20 protein-coding genes are annotated in these 18,513 nt (G+C 64.5%); 9 read left to right on the forward strand and 11 right to left on the reverse strand.

Going from position 1 to position 18,513, the window contains the following annotated elements:
- Positions 1–59 precede the first annotated feature (59 nt).
- Together XI06_RS01905 and XI06_RS01910 are read left to right on the forward strand one after the other, a co-directional pair.
- Complete coding sequence (locus XI06_RS01905) at positions 60–293, forward strand: DUF6894 family protein (RefSeq protein WP_237865214.1); 234 nt, start codon at positions 60–62, stop codon at positions 291–293.
- Between the two features lie 9 nt (positions 294–302).
- Positions 303–479, forward strand: a complete 177-nt coding sequence (locus XI06_RS01910) for a hypothetical protein (RefSeq protein WP_237865212.1) — start codon at positions 303–305, stop codon at positions 477–479.
- 92 nt (positions 480–571) lie between these two features.
- Here the strand turns inward: XI06_RS01910 and XI06_RS01915 are convergent, their stop codons facing one another.
- Positions 572–1,345 carry an enoyl-CoA hydratase-related protein gene (locus XI06_RS01915; RefSeq protein ID WP_237865211.1) on the reverse strand — a complete coding sequence of 258 codons (774 nt, stop codon included), beginning with the start codon at positions 1,343–1,345 and terminating at the stop codon, positions 572–574.
- A 116-nt stretch (positions 1,346–1,461) separates the two neighbouring features.
- On the opposite strand from XI06_RS01915, the gene XI06_RS01920 reads away from it, so the two are divergent.
- Positions 1,462–3,051 (forward strand): gamma-glutamyltransferase family protein, encoded by a 1,590-nt coding sequence (locus XI06_RS01920; protein WP_271604534.1) that lies wholly within the window; start codon positions 1,462–1,464, stop codon positions 3,049–3,051.
- A 2-nt stretch (positions 3,052–3,053) separates the two neighbouring features.
- On the opposite strand, the gene XI06_RS01925 is transcribed toward XI06_RS01920, so the two are convergent.
- The 4 genes from XI06_RS01925 to XI06_RS01940 are packed head-to-tail and all read right to left on the reverse strand — an operon-like array spanning position 3,054 to position 6,521.
- On the reverse strand, positions 3,054–4,337 hold the full coding sequence (locus XI06_RS01925; RefSeq protein WP_237865207.1) for an NAD(P)/FAD-dependent oxidoreductase: 1,284 nt from the start codon (positions 4,335–4,337) through the stop codon (positions 3,054–3,056).
- A gap of 13 nt (positions 4,338–4,350) precedes the next feature.
- Positions 4,351–5,082: an amino acid ABC transporter ATP-binding protein gene (locus XI06_RS01930; protein ID WP_237865205.1), complete on the reverse strand. Its 732-nt coding sequence runs from the start codon at positions 5,080–5,082 to the stop codon at positions 4,351–4,353.
- The gene (locus XI06_RS01935) at positions 5,079–5,732 is read right to left on the reverse strand and encodes an amino acid ABC transporter permease (protein ID WP_237865203.1); all 654 of its coding nucleotides are present in this window, start codon (positions 5,730–5,732) and stop codon (positions 5,079–5,081) included. Before XI06_RS01935 ends, XI06_RS01930 begins: the two co-directional genes overlap by 4 nt.
- A gap of 24 nt (positions 5,733–5,756) precedes the next feature.
- The gene (locus tag XI06_RS01940; protein ID WP_237865201.1) at positions 5,757–6,521 is read right to left on the reverse strand and encodes an ABC transporter substrate-binding protein; all 765 of its coding nucleotides are present in this window, start codon (positions 6,519–6,521) and stop codon (positions 5,757–5,759) included.
- Positions 6,522–6,702: 181 nt separating this feature from the next.
- Between XI06_RS01940 and XI06_RS01945 the strand changes: the two genes are divergently transcribed.
- On the forward strand, positions 6,703–7,356 hold the full coding sequence (locus tag XI06_RS01945) for a helix-turn-helix domain-containing protein (protein ID WP_237865199.1): 654 nt from the start codon (positions 6,703–6,705) through the stop codon (positions 7,354–7,356).
- Positions 7,357–7,451: 95 nt separating this feature from the next.
- Here the strand turns inward: XI06_RS01945 and XI06_RS01950 are convergent, their stop codons facing one another.
- On the reverse strand, positions 7,452–8,717 hold the full coding sequence (locus XI06_RS01950) for a D-amino acid dehydrogenase (RefSeq protein WP_237865197.1): 1,266 nt from the start codon (positions 8,715–8,717) through the stop codon (positions 7,452–7,454).
- A gap of 61 nt (positions 8,718–8,778) precedes the next feature.
- A complete protein-coding gene (locus XI06_RS01955; protein ID WP_237872739.1) occupies positions 8,779–10,107 on the reverse strand; it encodes an aspartate aminotransferase family protein in 1,329 nt (442 codons plus the stop codon).
- A 149-nt stretch (positions 10,108–10,256) separates the two neighbouring features.
- On the opposite strand from XI06_RS01955, the gene XI06_RS01960 reads away from it, so the two are divergent.
- From XI06_RS01960 to XI06_RS01970, 3 genes are all read left to right on the forward strand, one after another.
- Positions 10,257–10,805 carry a cupin domain-containing protein gene (locus tag XI06_RS01960; protein ID WP_237865193.1) on the forward strand — a complete coding sequence of 183 codons (549 nt, stop codon included), beginning with the start codon at positions 10,257–10,259 and terminating at the stop codon, positions 10,803–10,805.
- Between the two features lie 185 nt (positions 10,806–10,990).
- Positions 10,991–11,143: a hypothetical protein gene (locus XI06_RS01965; protein ID WP_164934218.1), complete on the forward strand. Its 153-nt coding sequence runs from the start codon at positions 10,991–10,993 to the stop codon at positions 11,141–11,143.
- A 104-nt stretch (positions 11,144–11,247) separates the two neighbouring features.
- The gene (locus tag XI06_RS01970; protein ID WP_271604535.1) at positions 11,248–12,765 is read left to right on the forward strand and encodes a lysozyme inhibitor LprI family protein; all 1,518 of its coding nucleotides are present in this window, start codon (positions 11,248–11,250) and stop codon (positions 12,763–12,765) included.
- 60 nt (positions 12,766–12,825) lie between these two features.
- On the opposite strand, the gene XI06_RS01975 is transcribed toward XI06_RS01970, so the two are convergent.
- Genes XI06_RS01975 through XI06_RS01985 form a run of 3 tightly spaced genes read right to left on the reverse strand, consistent with a single transcriptional unit; the run spans position 12,826 to position 16,629 of the window.
- Complete coding sequence (locus XI06_RS01975) at positions 12,826–15,087, reverse strand: xanthine dehydrogenase family protein molybdopterin-binding subunit (RefSeq protein WP_271604536.1); 2,262 nt, start codon at positions 15,085–15,087, stop codon at positions 12,826–12,828.
- Positions 15,080–16,135 (reverse strand): FAD binding domain-containing protein, encoded by a 1,056-nt coding sequence (locus XI06_RS01980; protein WP_271604537.1) that lies wholly within the window; start codon positions 16,133–16,135, stop codon positions 15,080–15,082. Before XI06_RS01980 ends, XI06_RS01975 begins: the two co-directional genes overlap by 8 nt.
- Positions 16,132–16,629 (reverse strand): (2Fe-2S)-binding protein, encoded by a 498-nt coding sequence (locus XI06_RS01985; protein WP_237865185.1) that lies wholly within the window; start codon positions 16,627–16,629, stop codon positions 16,132–16,134. The genes XI06_RS01980 and XI06_RS01985 overlap by 4 nt, the downstream gene beginning before the upstream one ends.
- A gap of 241 nt (positions 16,630–16,870) precedes the next feature.
- On the opposite strand from XI06_RS01985, the gene XI06_RS01990 reads away from it, so the two are divergent.
- Together XI06_RS01990 and XI06_RS01995 are read left to right on the forward strand one after the other, a co-directional pair.
- Complete coding sequence (locus tag XI06_RS01990; RefSeq protein ID WP_271604567.1) at positions 16,871–17,521, forward strand: TetR/AcrR family transcriptional regulator; 651 nt, start codon at positions 16,871–16,873, stop codon at positions 17,519–17,521.
- A gap of 65 nt (positions 17,522–17,586) precedes the next feature.
- Positions 17,587–17,994 (forward strand): DUF4864 domain-containing protein, encoded by a 408-nt coding sequence (locus XI06_RS01995; RefSeq protein ID WP_237865184.1) that lies wholly within the window; start codon positions 17,587–17,589, stop codon positions 17,992–17,994.
- Here XI06_RS01995 and lspA read toward each other — a convergent pair.
- Positions 17,991–18,482 carry a signal peptidase II gene (gene lspA, locus XI06_RS02000; protein WP_271604538.1) on the reverse strand — a complete coding sequence of 164 codons (492 nt, stop codon included), beginning with the start codon at positions 18,480–18,482 and terminating at the stop codon, positions 17,991–17,993. The genes XI06_RS01995 and lspA overlap by 4 nt on opposite strands.
- Between the last annotated feature and the right edge of the window lie 31 nt (positions 18,483–18,513).

Below are 18,513 nucleotides of genomic sequence, written 5' to 3' on the forward strand. Positions count from 1 at the left end.
TTTCGGCTCTTTCGGGTGGTACCGATATGCCATCCAAATCGCTTTCAGAGGAGGCGTGTATGGTTCAGATGTATTTCCACTGCTCGAATGCCGAAGGCACTCTGGTTGATCGCTACGGCACCGCAGTCGCCAATCTGACCGAAGCGCGCGACCGCGCCGCCCAGATCATGCGCTCCATGATCGAGACGCCAGGCGCGGAAGACTGGCGCGATTGGGTGATCCACATCAGCGACGACGACGGCGAGGAAATCTTCGATCTCCCCTTCACCGCCATGCTCGGCAAGCCCCATTGAGGTGATGCCATGCTGTTCGCTTCCCTGACCCTGCTCCGCCATCCCCTCACCTTCGTCGCCAGCAAATGGCAGAAGCTGGTGCAAGTCGCCGGCAACCCCTACCGCCCCGAACTGCACTACATGCGCGGCCCCGGCCCAAAATGGCACGCCAAATATCAGGCCAGCCGCCTGAACCGCACGCTCTGAGTTCGGCGGCTTTTGCCGCTTCCCCGCAAATCTCCTCTTCAACAAGGCCGGGCTTGACCCGGCCTTGTTGCGTTTAGGAGCTGGCCCGCCCTTCACCTCCCCGTGAACTTCGCCTTACGCTTCTCAACAAAGGCCCTGCGACCCTCGATCGCATCGGCACTTGTGCGGACCGTGGCCTGAAGCTCGATCTCGCGGCGGAACTGCGCCTCGTAGCTGCTGTGCTCGCTCTCCTCGACCAGAGCACGCGTCGCCACCAGCGCGCGCGTCGGCCCCTCCGCCAGACGACGCGCCAAGGTCAGCGCCTCCTCCATCAGCCGCTCGTCGTCGACGACCTGCCGCACCAGGCCGATCTCCTGGGCGCGTTCGGCCGTGAGCAGCTCGTTCAAAAGCATCAGCTCAAGCGCGCGCTGCCGGCCGATCAGCCGCGGCAACAGCCAGGTCGAGCCGAGGTCGGGCACCAGCGCAATGCGGCTGAAAACTTGAATAAAATTGGCTGAACGCGCCGCAACAATCATGTCGCCGGCCATCGCCAAGCTGAAGCCGCCACCGGCCGCGACGCCATTGACAGCAACGACGACAGGCACGCGGCATTCGCGCAGGGCCTTGAAGGCCGGCCAGTAGAAGCGCATCACGCCGGCGGCGAGGTCTTCGCCCAGCGCTCCGGCCGCCTTCAAATTCTGTCCTGAGCAAAATCCGCGCCCCTCACCGGTGAGGACAAGGGCTCGGACTTCCTCATCCCCAGTCATGTCGGCGATCGCAGCGGCGAGTGCGCCGAGCAGGTCTGGCGTCATCGCGTTCAGGCTTTCAGGCTCGTCGAGCGTCAGGATCCCGACAGCGCCATCCCGCGCCTGTTTCACACCTGCCATGTCGCCTCTCCGTTTCGATGTTCTCGTTGCCGGCAATGTGCCATCCTTCGCGCGCTCCGCCAATTACGGAGCGTCAAGGTCATCGCAACAAAGCCAAAACAAGCACAAGCGACATCATGCCTCATCAGTTCAGCCTCAACCAAACCGTCCGCAAACCCGCCGTGAAATCCAAGGGCGGCATTGTCGCTTCGCAATCGCGGCGGGCGGCTGAGGTGGGAGCGCAGGTGCTGGCGGCGGGCGGCGACTGCGCCGACGCGATCGTGGCGACCACTTTTGCACTGAACGTGCTGGAGCCCTGGAACAGCGGCATCGGTGGCGGCGGCGCGATGGTGCTCTACCGCGCCAAGGAAAATCGCTATGAGGTGATCGACTACGGCATGAGCGCACCGCAAAGCCTGCGGGCGGCCGACTATCCCATCACCGGCGACCGCGTCGCCACCGACCTGTTTCCGTGGCCACGGGTGAAGGACGATCGCAACGTTCACGGCCCCGGCGCGATCGCGGTGCCCGGCGTCGTCGCCGGCATGGAAGAGGTGCACCGTCGCCACGCCAGGATGCCGTGGAAGGACCTGGTCGAGCCAGCTGCGAAACTCGCCGGCGAAGACCTGCTGGTCGACTGGTGGACCGAGCTGACGATCGCGGGCTCGGCGGCAGATCTTCGCCGCTATCCCGCGAGCGCGGCCATGTTCTTGAAAGACGGCCTGCCTCCGAGCCCGCCCTGGAGCATTGAGGCTGAGATCCGAATGCCGCAGGACAATTTGAAGGCGACGCTGTTGCACCTCGCCGAGGCAGGGCCGCGCGACTTCTACCAGGGCGATCTCGCCAAGAGCATCGCGTCCGACGTCAAGGCCGATGGCGGCTCGCTGTCGGTCGAGGATCTCGCCGCATTCCGCGCCCATCTGCGCGAGCCGCTGGCGATCCCCTATCGCGGCGGCAAGGTGCTGGCGACGCCCGAGCTCACGGCCGGCCCGACCATGGCACATGCGCTGCGCCTGTTGCAGCAGGCTTTGAAACCGACAGCCGCGCCGGATGCGGCCGCCTACACAGAATATGCCGCCGCGCTGCAAGCCGCCTTCCGCGAGCGGCTCAAGGACATGGGCGATGCCGACGGCAAGCGCTCGCTCGGCGCTGAATATCTGGCACCCGCCTGCACCACGCATTTCTCCGTGGTCGACCGCGACGGCAACATCGCCGCGGTGACGCAGACGCTGCTCTCGTCCTTTGGCTCGAAATATGTGACGCCGCACAGCGGCATTGCCATGAACAATGGCATCATGTGGTTCGACCCGACGCCGGGCACCACCAACTCGCTCGCTCCAGGCAAGCGCTGCCTCACCAACTACACACCTGTCATCGCCGAGACCAGCGACGGCAAGCGCCTCTCAGTGGGCGCCTCCGGCGGCCGCCGCATCCTGCCTTCGGTCCTGCAGCTCGTGTCCTTTGTGATGGATTTCGACATGGATCTCGATACTGCCATCCACCAGCCCCGCATCGATTGCAGCGAGGGCGCGATCGTGCTCGGCGACACCAGGCTGCCCGCGGATGTGCGCAAGGCGCTTGCCGCGCGCTTCGAGTACAGGGAGGCGCCGGTGCAGACCCTGCCGATGAAGTTCGCCTGCCCGAGCGCGGTGATGCGCGACGGCGACATCAATTCAGGCGCGGTCGAGACCTTCCAGCCCTGGGCCGACGCGGTGGCGGAGGCCTGAGGCTAGATTCCCAGCCGGTCTCGCACGCGGCCCGCAATCACCGCCGTGGTTACGCCGACCGGCCAGAACGCATGCATCGGGATTGGCTTGATGCCCGTGATAGGCATGTCGATCTCGGCCTTGGCGCCGCCGATCAGACGACGCGCGAGCTGCGCGCCCATCGCGGTCGAGAGCGCGACGCCGCGACCGTTGCAGCCGAGCGAGATCAGGATGCTTTCCGTGGGCTCGTGCACGTGCGGGTAATGGTCCCCGGTGATGGCGAGCCGGCTGTTCCAGCCGTGGGTCCAGGCCACGCCCTTGAGCTGCGGCCATAACCGCTCGGCGTAGCGCATGAGATAGGCGACATCAGTTGGCGACTTGATCCAGCGCATCGGGCCGCGACCGCCCATCAGCAGGCGGTTGTGCTGGTCGATGCGGTAATAGACGGTGATGTGCCCGCTCTCGTAGAGCACGGGACGCGTCGGCATGATCGAGCGGGCGACCTCGTCGGAGAGGGGAGCCGTGGCCGCGATCGAGGAAAACACCGGCACGATGGTGCGGCGGAGTGCGGGCCACAGATCGTCGGTAAAGCCGTTGGTGGCGAGCAGCACCTTCTCCGCATGCACGACCGCACGCGGCGTCTCGATGCGCCAGCGACCACCGTCGCGGCGGAGCGATAGCGCCGACGTCTCGCCATATACTTTCGCGCCTGCTGAGATTGCCGCGCGCGCGAGGCCGCGGGCGTAGCTGAGGGGATGCAGATCGCCGCCGCGGCTATCCAGCATGGCGCCGATATAGCGGTCCGTGCCGGTCATCTTGCGCAACTGCTCGCGACTGAGATACGACACCGGCATGCCGCGGCGGATGCATTGCTGGGCGGTCTTCTCGATCGCGGCGGCGCTGGCCTCGTTATACGCGGCGCGGAGCGTCCCGTTCTGGCGCGCTTCGCACGGGATCTGGTAGCGGCGGATCAAATCATGGGTGAAGCTCGGCGTGCCGTAGGAAAACTCGATCATGCGGCGGCCGAGATCGGTGCCGAAATCGGCCTCGATCTGATCAGGGTCGTGCTTCAAGCCGGGATTGGTGTGGCCACCATTGTTGCCGGACGCGCCCCAGCCCGGCTCCTGTGCCTCCAGCACCAGCGCCTCGACGCCCTGCTCCGCCAGATGCAGCGCCGTGGACAAACCCGTGTAGCCGCCGCCGACGATCGCGATGGAAACGCTCTTGTCCATATCGAGCGGCGGCGTCGCCACCGGTGCGACGGCAGTGTCGGCATAGAGCGATGGCGGCAGAGGCAGGCGTGTCATTGTAGAAGTCCGGTCAGAGCGGATGCAGCACGCGGCGCAAAAAGTCCTGCGTGCGCGGATGCTGGGGCTGGTTGAGCAGCGTTTTCGCCGGCCCCTGCTCGACGATGATTCCACCGTCGATGAACAGCACGCGGTCGGCGACGTCGCGGGCAAAGCCCATCTCGTGGGTGACGACGACCATAGTCATGCCGTCGTCGGCAAGCTTGCGCATGACGCCGAGCACGTCGCCGACCAGCTCGGGGTCGAGCGCCGAGGTCGGCTCGTCGAACAGGATCGCCTTGGGCTGCATGGCCAGCGCGCGCGCAATCGCGACACGCTGCTGCTGGCCGCCGGAGAGCTGCGGCGGGTGCGCGTCGGCCTTTTCGGCGAGCCCGACCTGGGCGAGCAACGCACGCCCGCGCTCGGTCACCTGGGCACGCGGCTCTTTCTTCACGAAGAGCGGACCTTCGATGACATTCTCGAGCACCGACCGATGCGGGAACAGGTTGAAGCGCTGGAACACCATCGAGACCTGGGTGCGGATGTTCACGATCGACGGCGCGTCGCGGTCGACCTTCAGGCCTTCGACGCTGATGTCGCCGCGATCGTAGCTTTCCAGCCCGTTGATACAGCGCAGGATGGTGGACTTGCCCGAACCCGACGGGCCAATGATGCAGACCACCTCGCCCTTTTCGACCGACGCCGTGATGCCCTTGAGCACCTCGTTCTGGCCAAAGCTCTTGTGGACGTCGCTCAGCTCGATCATTTCTTGCCCGCCCGCTTCTCGAAGTGACGGACCAGCAGGATCAGCGGGATGCTCATGGTGAGATACATCAGCGCAACGAGCGTGAACACGTTGGTGTTCTTGAAGGTCGAGGATGCGATCAGCTTGCCCTGCAGGGCAAGCTCAGCGACCGTGATGGTGGAAGCTTGCGAGGAGTCCTTCAGCATCATGATCATGACGTTGCCGTAGGGCGGCAGCACGATGCGTACCGCCTGCGGCAGAATCACGCGGCGCATGGTCAACCACCAACCCATGCCGATCGACTGGGCCGCCTCGATTTGTCCCTTGTCGATGGCCTCGATGCCGGCACGGAAGTTTTCGGCCTGGTAGGCCGAGTACGCAATGCCGAGCCCGAGGATGGCAGCCTGCAAGGCTGACAGCGTGACGCCGAGATCGGGCATCACGAAGTAGAGATAGAACAACAGCACGATGATCGGGATGCCGCGGATCACATTGATCAGGCTGGCGCTGAGCATCGACAGCGCCTTGATGCCGGAGACCCGCATCATCGCCCAGATCAGGCCGAGCACCGTCGAGAGCAGCAGCGAGCCGATCGTGACGATGATCGTCAACGCGACGCCGTTCATCAGGATCGGGAAGAACTCGACAGCGTCGTGCCAAAAGCCTTTCATCGGAAAGCCTGCGATCAGCCTCTATCAGCTTTGCGCCTTCTGGCCCCATTTTTCGAGGATCTTGCCGATGGTGCCATTGGCCTTGAGCTTCGCCAGCGAGGCGTTGATCTTGCCGAGCAACTCGGTTTCGCCCTTGCGGACCCCGATGCCGACCGAGCCGACGGTGACAGGCTTGTAACCGTCGACGAGCCGCACCTCGGGGAAGCCGCCCTGCTTCAGATTGTAGGCAAGGATTGGATAGTCGGCGTAGCCGGCCTTGAGGCGGCCGGTGTTCACGTCGCGCAGGATGTCCGGAATCGTGTCGTAGGCCTTCACGTCGGCGAACAGGCCGGACTTCTTCAGCGCATCGACGAAGGCGGTGCCGACTTGCGCGCCCACCGTCTCGCCCTTCAGATCATCCTGCGTGGCATAGGCCTTGGTGTCGCTCTTCGGGACGACCAGGCCTTCGCCATAGGTGTAGATCGGGTCGGAGAAGTCGACGACTTCCTTGCGTGGCGCAGTGATGAACATCGCGGCCGCGATGATATCAATCTTGCTCGAGGTCAGCGATGGGATCAGTGCCGAGAACTGCATCGGCTCGATCTGCACGTTGAAGCCGGCGTCCTTGCCGATCTCGGTGACGAGATCGACCATGATGCCCTGAATCGAATTGGTCTTGGTGTCGAGGAAGGTGAAGGGAATGCCCGTCGGCGTCGAGCCGACCTTCAGCACCTGCTGCGCCGACGCCGGCGTCACCGCAGCAATTGCGAGCGCCGCGACCGCGGCCAGACCAAAACGCTTTAACGCCATCGCATCCCCCTTTGGGTCCGGCCGATGACGGCGCTCGCAGACGTCTTGATCGCAGACGTTGCGGGCCAAGCCGTTTCGGCCTATTTTCACCAATATGAAAATTTGGTCACACTTTCGCCGACGATGCAAGCGGTTTTCATGCACATGAAGGAAGCGTTTTGACGTGAGCGGTGGCAAGAGAATGCGCAAACCGGCTGTCGCAAAGCCGGCCAGGAATGGCAACAAGAGCGGGAAGAAGGCTACCGCGAAGCCGACGGAGCCCGCAATGGACGTCGCGGTCGGCCGCCGTATCCGCGATCTCCGGCGTGTCAGGCAGTTTTCGCTCGAAACGGTCGCGGCGCGCACCGAGCTTTCGATCGGCTTCCTCAGCCAGATCGAGCGCGGCTTGTCGTCGCCGTCGCTGCGCGTGCTGGCAACGCTCGCCGACGTGCTCGGCGTTGGCATCGCGGCTTTGTTCGGTGCGAGCCCAAGTGCCGACGGCGCCTCCGACCAGGTGGTGACGCGCGGGCTTCAGCGGCCGGAACTGAAACTCTGGCGCAGCGGAATTTCGAAGCAATTGCTGAGCGCTGCGGGCAGCGACAACCGGCTCAATTTATTCCTGGTGCATATCGATCCCGGCGGCTCCGCGGGCGACGAGCTCTACACCCATGACGGCGAGGAAGCCGGTCTCGTGCTCGAAGGCGAGATGATGCTGACGGTGGACAGCGAAACGTGGTCGCTGAAGGCAGGCGACAGTTTTCGTTTTGCCAGCCGAAGGCCGCACCGGTTTTCGAATCCTGCGCAGGAGACGAAGGCCGTGGTACTGTGGGTGAATTGCGTGACGGGGGCGGGATAAGCTCACGGTCATTCCGGGGCGATGCGAGGCATCGGACCCGGAATCTCGAGATTCCAGGTTCGCCTCTTCGAAGCGCCCCGGAATGACAGCATGAATCACCCAAACCGGTGCTGATACCGGTCCACCGTCAGCGCGCTCACATCCACCTCCGGCTTCTTGCCCGAGAGCATGTCCGCGAGCACGCGCCCCGAGCCGCAGGACATGGTCCAGCCGAGCGTGCCGTGGCCAGTGTTGAGGTGGAGGTTGGCGTATTGGGTCGGGCCGATCACTGGCGGGCCATCCGGCGTCATCGGGCGCAGGCCGCTCCAGAACGTCGCCTTGGAGAGGTCGCCGCCGCGCGGAAACAGATCGGTCAGGGAGTGATCGAGCGTGGCGCGGCGGGCGCCGTACAGCTTGGTCGAGAAGCCCGAGATCTCCGCGGTGCCGCCGACGCGGATGCGATCGCCAAGGCGCGTGATCGCGACCTTGTAGCTCTCGTCCATCACGGTCGATTCCGGCGCGCCGGAGGCGTCCTTGATCGGCACCGTGATCGAATAGCCCTTGACCGGATAGACCGGCAGCGCGATGCCGAGCGGCGCGGCCATTCGTGACGAATAGCTTCCGAGCGCGAGAACATAGCTATCGGCCTGCAACATCCCGGCGCTGGTCGCGACACCGCTGACGCGTCCGCCATCCGTGACGATACGGTCGATGCCGGTATTGAACATGAAGCGCACGCCGAGCGCCTCGGCATGCTTGGCCAGCGCCTGCGTGAACATGTGGCAGTCGCCGGTCTCGTCCTGCGGCAGGCGAAGGCCGCCGACGAATTTTTCCTTCACACCTGATAGCGCCGGCTCGACCGCGATGCAGCCTTCGCGGCTCAACGTCTCGTAAGGCACGCCGTATTGCTTGAGCACGGCGACGTCTTCGCCGGTGCCGTCGAGCTGCGCCTGGTAGCGGAACAGCTGCAGTGTACCTTTCGAACGTTCGTCATATTGAACGCCGATGTCGCGGCGGAGATCACGCAGAGAATCGCGGCTGTACTCCGCGATCGGAATCATCCGGCTCTTGTTCACCGCGTAGCGCGCACTGGTGCAGTTGCGCAGCATCTTGAGCAGCCAGACCCACATGACAGGGTCGAGCTTCGGCCGGATCACTAGCGGGCCGTGCTTCATCAAGAGCCATTTGACCGCCTTCACCGGCACGCCGGGGCCGGCCCATGGCGAGGAGTAGCCTGGCGACACTTCGCCGGCATTGGCAAAAGAAGTCTCAAGCGCCGGCTCGGGCTGACGATCGACGACCGTCACCTCGTGGCCGGCACGGGCGAGATAGTAGGCAGAGGTGACACCAATGACACCGCTGCCGAGGATCAGAACTTTCACGCTTGGTCAAACTCCCGCGGCATCACGCTCGCCGCTGCATCATTGCTGCAAAGAGCAATTATCAGGCCACCTTCTTGATGGCGTCGCCAAGGATCGAGACGATCTGGTCGATGTGGCTCTTCTCGACGATGAGCGGAGGCGACATCGCGAAGCTGTCGCCGCTCATGCGCAGGTAAAGGCCGGTGTTGAAGCAGTCGACCATGACGTCGTAGCCGCGCGCGCCGACGGCGCCCTCGCGCGGGGCGAGCTCGACCGCGCCCATCAGGCCGCAATTGCGGATGTCGACGACGTTGGGCAGGCCCTTGAGCTGATGCAGCGCATCGCGCCAGTATTCGGCCATCGACGCACCGCGCGTCAGGAGGCCCTCGTCCTTGTAGATGTCGAGCGTCGCAATGCCGGCAGCGCAGGCGGTTGGATGCGCGGAATAAGTGTAGCCGTGGAACAGCTCCATCTGGTTCTCGGGGCCGACCATCAGGCCGTCATGCACCTTGCGGCTGGCGAACACCGCGCCGCAGGGGATGGTGCCGTTGGTGATGCCCTTCGCCGTGGTCATCAGGTCCGGCGTGACGCCGAAGAAATTGGCGGCGAACGGCGTGCCGAGACGGCCGAAGCCGGTGATGACTTCGTCGAAGATCAGCAGGATGCCGTGCTTGTCGCAGATCTGACGCAGGCGCTGCAGATAGCCCTTCGGCGGCGGCAGCACCGCGGTCGAACCCGGCACCGGCTCGACGATGACGGCAGCGATGGTCTCGGCGCCATGCAGGCCGACCAGACGCTCGAGATCATCGGCGAGCTCGGCGCCGTGCTCGGGCTGATCCTTGGCGAAGGCGTTGCGGGAAAGATCATGGGTGTGGCGGATATGGTCGACGCCCGGCAGATGCGTGGCGAAGGCGCGGCGGTTGGCGACCATGCCGCCGACCGACATGCCACCGAAGCCGACGCCGTGATAGCCGCGCTCGCGGCCGATCAAGCGGGTGCGGCTCGACTGGCCGGTGGCACGATGATAGGCCAGCGCGATCTTCAGCGCGGTGTCGACCGATTCAGAGCCGGAGTTGGTGAAGAAGATTCGGTCGAGGCCCTTCGGCGCGATCTCGGCGAGCCGCTCGGCGAAGTCGAAGGCCAGCGGGTGCCCCATCTGGAAGGCGGGCGCGAAGTCCAGCGTCATCAACTGCCGCTCGACGGCGGCGGCGATCTGCTTGCGACCGTGGCCGGCATTGACACACCAGAGGCCGGCGGAGCCGTCGATCACCTTGCGGCCGTCGACGGTGGTGTAGTGCATGCCCTCGGCCGAGGAGAACAGGCGCGGCGCCTTCTTGAACTGACGGTTGGCCGTGAACGGCATCCAGAACGAGTCGGTCTTGATAGTGTTCGGAATCTGATGAAGGGTCACGGGCCACGCTCCTTTGCTGACGGGATAGCAGAGCCACGGCTTCAATAGCGCAACAAGTCCTTTTCTGGTGACCTGCAAGCCATTGATTTCCCTAGGGCAGCCGGTCCATATTTGCGCGATCCGCAACACTTGCAACAGGGACCAGAGGCATGAGCGTCGACATCGGTGGACGGCTGCGATTCATCCGGGCCCGCCAGAAGCTGTCGCAGCGCGAGCTCGCCAAGCGCGCCGGCGTCACCAATTCGACGATTTCGCTGATCGAATCCAACCAGATGAACCCGTCGGTCGGCGCGCTCAAGCGCATCCTCGACGGCATCCCGATGGGGCTTGCCGAGTTCTTCGCACTGGAGCCGGAGTCCAGGCGCAAAATCTTCTACCGCGCCGAGGAGCTGACCGAGGTCGGCAAGAAGCCGATCTCGTATCGGCAGGTCGGCGACAATCTGTTCGGCCGCAGCCTGCAAATCCTGAAGGAGTGCTATGAGCCCGGCAGCGACACCGGGCGCGTGCACCTCGTCCACGACGGTGAGGAAGGCGGCATCGTGATATCAGGCAAGCTCGAAGTCACCGTCGAGGACGAACGGCGCATCCTCAATCCCGGCGATGCCTATTATTTCGAAAGTCGCCGTCCGCATCGCTTCCGCTGCGTCGGCGGCAAGCCCTGCGAGGTGATCTCGGCCTGCACGCCGCCGACGTTCTAAGGCGCGATTGCGACCTCCGCAATCATACGGAGCACCGGCATCTTACGGAGCTTGAGCCAGCTCAATTTCCGCGGACCGAGCCGCTATATATTACGAGATGTAGCCGAGCAGCCTCGCGCAAAGGTGCTGAGGTTATGGCCCCGGACTCCTAGGCGCTCCGGGGCCGCTTCGTAACAGGGCTCGCGATGAAGACCACCCTCGCCAATGCAGAAGCTGCGCTCGACGAAGTTCAGCGCGATACCAGAAAGCTCCATTCTCGGGAGCTGCGCGCGGCTATCGAGAAATATATCGAAGAGCAGAGAGAGCAGATCAAGGCGCTCCGCCGGATGATGAACTGATCCGGCCGCCAGGGCGGACGCGACGTCACGCGGCCTCCTGAACCGGAAGGATGCAAGCGGCGACCAAGGAGCAGATCCGAACCTGCTTCGACCACGAGCCGCCCATGTCCAGGCCTGTCCGCCTCGCGCTGCTTGCAGCCGCGTTGCTCAGCCCCGCCACTGCCGACGCGATGGATGATTTCATGCGCGCCAGCAGCAGCGGACCGCTGGCGATGACGTTCTGCGCGAAAAACTCCGACGGCAGCAAGATCGAGGGCGGCGCGAGCAAGTTTTGCAAGGCCAACGGCTACGACAAGCACGTTGCTGCGGTCGAGGCATCGTTTGCGGCGGCCATCGCCAAGGCACCGGCAAACGTTCGGCCCCTGTTCAAGCGCGACCAAGTCTGGTTCAACGAGATGATCCAGGAAGCCGCCTATACCGTCGAGGAAGCCGACGAGGCCGAGCTGCGCCAGAACATGACCAACGTGCTGCGCCAGCGCGCGACCGTGCTGGATGACCTCGCGCGCGGCTTCGGTCGCAGCGGCCTGACCGGCGGCTGGGCCAACGCCTTTGGTGGCATCACCGTCGCGGCGACCGAGACGGGCAGCTATCGTCTCGATGCGGAGCTGAACTCCGATTATGGCAGTGACAAGCATTGGCACTGCACGCTCACGGCAAACGTCAAGGCCGGCGCAGACGGCTGGCTCGCAGGCGTCACGGTCCCGACACAACCATCCGAGCCCGGCGCAAAACCTGCCGATCCGGTTTCGATCAAATTGCGGCGCCAGGGCGACACGCTCCGCGTGGTGATCCTGGCAAGCGAGGAGCAATGGTCGTTCTCCAACGATCCGGATTGCGATCGCCTCGGCCAGGTGACCGGCACCTATTTCGCGAGCGCCAAGCAGAATGGGACCGACAAGATCGATACCGCCTTCGTGTCTCCGACGTTCGACTGCACTCGCCCTGAAACGGCGACCGACGAGGAAATCTGTGCCGACCCGGATCTGGCCGCGAACGACCAGCGGCTGAACCGTGCATGGAAAGCGCTGTTGCCGCGGCTGGACGAAGCAACGCGACGCGGGTTGACGGACGACCAGCGCCACTGGGTGAGCGCCCAGTCTCTGCAATATCCCGAATTCCTGCATCCCGCATGGGAGAAGCAGACATCGGCGATGCATTACACGGTGTTTGGACGCGACCGTCTCGACAGCCTGCAACGCGAGCGCATCGCGCTGCTCGAAGGCTTCGACGACAAGCGCGCCGGCCTCGCCGGCACCTGGCTTGCCTATAACGCCGTCATCAGGATCACCGTGGACAAGGACGATTCGGTCGACGCCCAGGGATGGAAATGGTCGCAGGCTGACTGGAAAGGCGGCTGTGACTACGAGATCAGCGGCGACATCAAGGGCGGCACGTTCCACTCAAGCGAGCAGCGCAAGAACCCTGATACGCTCGAACGCGACCATGGCATGCTCGTCGTCAACCGGCTCGACGACGTTTTTGCCAGGAAACGCGAGGGCAAGAACGACAACGCCGACGACGAACCGAAATGCAAGCGCAACACCACGATCTCCTCGACGGCACGGCTGTTTCCGGCAAAGCCGTCCGAAGACATCGACAAGCCGACGAGTGCGATACGCTAAAACGCGATGAGATTCTGGTGAATCATCATCGCGCTTTGCGGCAGCATCGATTGTCGGACCTCAGCGCTGCGTCAGCAGCTCCTCGATCCTGATCGGGAAGCGGCGCACCCGCACGCCGGTCGCATGCCAGACGGCATTGGCAACCGCGCCGGCACTGCCGGTGATCCCGATCTCGCCAACACCCTTGATGCCGAGCGCATTCACATGCGGATCGTGCTCCTCGACCGTGATCACATCGAGCGGCGGCACGTCGGCATTCACGGGAATGTGGTACTCGCCGAGATTGGCATTTAGGATCCGGCCGCTGCGGCGGTCGGTGATGGCTTCCTCGTGCAGCGCGAAGGACATGCCCCAAATCATGCCACCGAACAGCTGGCTCTTCACCAGATGCGGATTGACGATGCGCCCCGCCGCGAAGGCGCCGACCATGCGGGTGACACGGATCTGGCCAAGCTCGGGATCGACCTTCACCTCCGCGAACACCGCGCCATGTGCGTGCATGGCATACTCTTCCATCGCGGCCGGGTTCGGTGCGCCGGTGCCGCGCGCCTCGACCTCGGCAACGCCGGCGCGCGCCAAGATCTCGCTGTAGCTCTCGCTGCGGCTGTCGTCGTCCCGCCGGATCAAGCGGCCGTCGCGCGCGATCACACCGGTATTGCCGGCGCCGAACAGCGGCGAGCGCTCATCATTGGTGGCGAGGTCGGCGAGCTTTGCGATCACGGCCGCACCGGCGCTGTGGATCGCAGCACCCGCGGTCGCCGTGTGTGCCGAGCCGCCGGCGATGCCGGCATCCGGCAGGTCGGACGTGCCGGCCTTGAAGTTGACGCTGTCGATATCGAGGCCGACCGCATCGGCCGCGATCTGGGCCAGCGCCGTCCAGGCGCCCTGCCCCATATCATGCGCGCCGATTTCCATCGCGCCGGTGCCGTCACGGCGGATCGCCGCGCGCGCTTCAGCCTGGAACATCAGCGCGGGGAACGTCGCGGTGCCCATCCCCCAGCCGACCAGCAGTCCGGCATCGTCGCGCATCTGTCGCGGCCGGAGCGAGCGCTTCGCCCAGCCGAAACGCGCCGCGCCCTGATCGTAACAGGCACGCAGCGCTTTCGAGGAAAACGGTTTTCCGGTGATCGGCTCGACCTCGGCATAGTTCTTCAGGCGGAAGGCGAGCGGATCCATCCCGCAGGCCCAGGCCATCTCGTCGATCGCACTTTCCAGCGCGATCGAGCCCGTTGCCTCGCCCGGCGCGCGCATGAACAGCGGCGTGCCGGTGTTGACGCGCACGGCGTCATGCGAGGTGCGAATCGCAGGCGCCGCATAGAGCGTGTGCGAGGCATCAGCAGCCGGCTCGTAGAAATCGTCGAACGTGCTCGACACAGTGCGCGCGTGGTGATCGAGCGCGGTCAGGCGACCTTCGGCATCAGCCCCAATGCGCAAGCGCTGACGCGTCGGCGCACGATGACCGACCGGGCCATACATCTGCTCACGGCGCAGCACCAGCTTGACCGGCCTTCCGACCAACTTTGCCGCCATGATGCCGAGGACCGGAGGACCGGCCATCAGCCCCTTCGAGCCAAACCCGCCGCCGAGGAACGGGCTGCGGATGTGGATCTTGTCATGCGCAATGCCGAACAGCTCGGCGACGCGCGCCAAGGACAGCATCAATCCCTGGGTCGGCATGTCGATCTGAAGATGATCGTCGTTCCAGTGAGCTACGATCGCATGCGGCTCCATCGCATTGTGATATTGCGCCGGCGTCTCGTAAGTCGCATCGATCTGCTTGTCGGCTGACGCAAGGCCTGCTGCGACATCGCCATGATGATTCTCCGAGGGATTGCCGACGCCGACGACGGGAGGCACGTAACTCTTGCCGGAATCGAGCCCGACCAGCGCGGGCAGCGTCTCGTAGCGAGGCGCCAGCAGCACCGCGCCTTCCGTCGCCGCCTCGAGTGTCTCGGCGATCACGACGGCGATCGGCTGGTTGGCGTAGCGGACCTCGTTGCCCTGCAGCACCTCCATCCGGAACACGAACGGATTGGTCTTGATTTCAGGATCGATCGCAAGCTGCGGCTTGTGATCCGGCGTCATGACATCGACCACACCCGGATGACGCTTGGCAGCAGCGACATCAAGCGAGGTGACTCGGCCATGCGCAATGCTGGAGACGGCGATCACCGCGAACAACATACCGGGCGGATGATTGTCGGCGGCGTAGGTCGCCTGCCCCTTGACCTTGAGCACGCCGTCGCGGCGCGTCAGCGGCTGGCCGATGCTCGAGCCGTGACGAAGATGCGCGGGAGCGCTGGTGAGATTGAGCTCAGGCATGAATGGCTCCAGAGGTCGAAGCAAAGGGAGATGCCGGCAGCGCGGGGATGCGCGCGGGCGTCCCGGCAGCGGCAAGGGTCAGCGCGCGCATGACGATGCGGCGCGCCAGCTCGATCTTGTAGGCGTTGTCGCCGGACGGTTTTGCGTCGGTCAGCGCGCGCCAGGCGGCTTCCTGGAAGGCATCTGCGGTGGGCGCGACGCCTTTGAGGACATCCTCCGCGGCCCGGGCACGCCACGGCTTTGCTGCAACACCGCCGAGAGCAAGCCGCGCATCTGCGATCTTGCCGTTCTCGATCCGCAACGCTGCCGCAGCCGAGACAATGGCGAACGCATAAGACGTCCGCTCGCGGACCTTGAGATAGCGCGCATGCGCGGCAAACCCGCGCGCCGCGGGCGGCAGGCGCACCGCGACGATGAGGTCGCCGGGCTCGAGCGCAGATTCACGCTCGGGCGCGTTGCCGGGCAAGCGATGTAGTTCGTCGAGCGCGATCTCGCGACGACCGTTCTTGCCTTCGATCTCAACGATGGCGTCGAGCGCGACCAGCGGCACGCAGAAGTCTGAGGGGTGCGTCGCGATGCAGCTGTCGCTCCAGCCAAGCACGGCATGGGTGCGGTTCTCGCCGTCTCGGGCGTCGCATCCGCTGCCGGACTCGCGCTTGTTGCAGCGGCTGGCGGTGTCATAGAAATACGCACAGCGCGTCCGCTGCAACAGATTGCCGCCCACCGTCGCAGCGTTACGCAATTGCGCAGACGCGCCGGAGAGCAGCGCTTCCGCGACGGCCGGGTAGGCCTTCGCAAACTCAGCATCATACGCAAGATCGGCATTGCTCACGAGCGCACCGACCCGCAACGACCCGTCCGCGAGGCGCTCGATTCGATCGAGCCCGTCGAGATGGGTGACGTCGACCAGCCGGTCCGGACGGCTGATATTACCTTTCATCAAATCGAGCAGATTGGTGCCGGCGGCAAGATAGACAGCGCCCGGCTGGGCGGCGGCGGCAACGGCTTCGGTGACCGTCGCGGGCCTGACATAATCGAACTGTTTCATGCGGAGCGCCTCTGGTTGGTTTCGTCGGCACCGGCCTGAGCCTCGAGCACGGCATCGACGATACCGGCATAGGCGCCGCAGCGGCAGAGATTGCCGCTCATGCACTCGCGGATGCGTTCGGGATCATTGCCGGCCTGGGCTTCCCGCATCATGCCGATGGCACTCATGATCTGGCCGGGCGTGCAGAAGCCGCACTGGAATCCATCATGGGCGATGAAGGCGGCCTGCACGGGATGAAGCTGGTCGCCTCGAGCGACGCCTTCGATGGTCAGGATGTCGGCGCCATCATGACTGATGGCGAGCGCAAGGCAGGAATTGATACGCTTGCCGTCAACGAGAATGGTACAGGCGCCGCACTGGCCGCGGTCGCATCCTTTCTTGGTTCCGGTGAGATGCAGGCGCTCACGCAGGAGATCGAGCAGCGTGACGCGCGGATCGTCGAGGACGAAGTCGCGCCGCGCACCGTTCACGGTGAGGCTGATGGAGTGGTTCATAAAGGGCTCCGATCAGATATGGACATGGCTCATCGTTCGGCGCGCCACCGCCGTGGTCGCCGTCGATATCGCGCCAGCGCGGACATGTTCCGGCCGACACCCGCGAAGATACGGAGGCACCCTCCGTTTAACAAGGGGCCCCCCGAAAATATTTGGAATTCGTCAAAAGCCCGTGGGCTGACAACGCGATGCAGCAGGCTCGGGGTTCAATCTAACCAATTCGTGATCTACATTGCCTGATATGGACGACCACACCGACCATGCCCGAAAACCCCGCGCCGATGCCGTGCGCAATCGCGAACGCGTGCTCGAAGCGGCCAAGCTCGTGTTCAACGCGGGCGGCCCGGAGGCGAGCCTCGAGGCCGTGGCCAAACGCGCCGGGGTCGGCATCGGCACCCTCTACAGGCATTTCCCGACGCGCGAGGATCTGTTCGAGGCGGTGTACCGGCGCGAAGTCGAGCAGCTCAGCGAGTTCGCCGAGCAGTTGAAGAACGCCAAGGACCCGGTCGATGCGCTCAGGCGCTGGCTCTGGTCAGGTGTCGAGTTCGTTGCCACCAAGAAGGGCATGGTCGCAGCCCTGGCACTTGCGGTGCAGAGCGGGTCCGAGTTGCATGCTTTTTCCTTCGAGCGCCTGACCAAGGCGGTCGGCTCGCTGCTCGATCGCGCAGTCGCAGCCGGCGCAATGCGCGCCGATATCAGTCCCGAGGATTTGCTGCGCGCGTTCTTCGGCATGTGCTACATGCACGACCAGCCCGGCTGGCAATCCTCGGTGCTGCGGATGCTAGACGTATTCGTAGACGGATTGCGCGTGCAGCCCGTCGCAAAGGCCAAGACACGTACCAACACGCGCACAGCCAAACCGGCGAAGGCGGCGGTGAAACGGAAGCGGTAGCACGTCCGTATTTCCCCAGGTCGTGTTCGCGTCAGTATCGCCGGGATATCAACGCGGAGTCTGTCATGCGCATTGCAGCCCTGGTCGTCGCCCTCACCATTGCCCTGAGTCCCCTCGCCGCGCGCGCCGACGATGTCTCGGCGGCACAAGACGCGATCCGCGCGCAGGAGCAGGCCTTCATCCATGATGATGCGAGCGCCGCCTATTCCTATGCCGCACCGGCGATCAAGCAGATCTTCCCCGCACCCGATATTTTCATGTCGATGGTGCAGAACGGCTACGCGCCGGTGTACCGCCACAAGAGCTTTGAGTTCGGCGACAGCAAGACCGAGGGCAGCTCGATTGCCCAGCGCGTCCACATCATCGATGCCAATGGCGAAGCCTGGGAAGCGCTCTACACGCTGGAGCAGCAAGCGGACGGAAGCTACAAGATCACTGGCTGCTCGCTGCTGAAGGCGGGACAGGCGGTTTAAGCCGCCTCGAGCATCAAGGACATCACGGTCGCGATGGCACCCAAGGTGATGGCCGTGTCGGCGACGTTGAAGATGGCGAACGACCAGGTCCCGTAGGAGAGATGGACGAAGTCGATCACCGAGCCGATCCGGGCGCGGTCCAGCAAATTGCCGAGCGCGCCGCCGATGATCAGGGCCAGTCCAGTGGCCAAGATCGGCTGGCGCGCCGGCACGCGGCGAAGCCACCAGGCCAATAATCCGCAAGCGAGGAGCGACAGGCCAACCAGCGGCCAGCGCTGCGCATCGCCGGCGAGTCGCAGGAAACTGAACGACACGCCTTTGTTGTAGGAGAGCAGAAAGTCGATCGACGGCAATGTGCCGGACGCGAGAATGATCATCGGTCGATCCGGCTCCAGTAAGCCGACGACGAGCTGCTTGGTGCCCTGATCCAGCAGCACGACGACAACAATGATCAGCCAGATCCACCGGCGTGACGGCGCCAGCGGCATGGTCAAAGTGTTCCGGTCTGCATCGATACGA

Origin of the sequence: Bradyrhizobium sp. CCBAU 11434, assembly GCF_028128895.1 — a bacterium.
Lineage (GTDB): Bacteria > Pseudomonadota > Alphaproteobacteria > Rhizobiales > Xanthobacteraceae > Bradyrhizobium > Bradyrhizobium zhengyangense.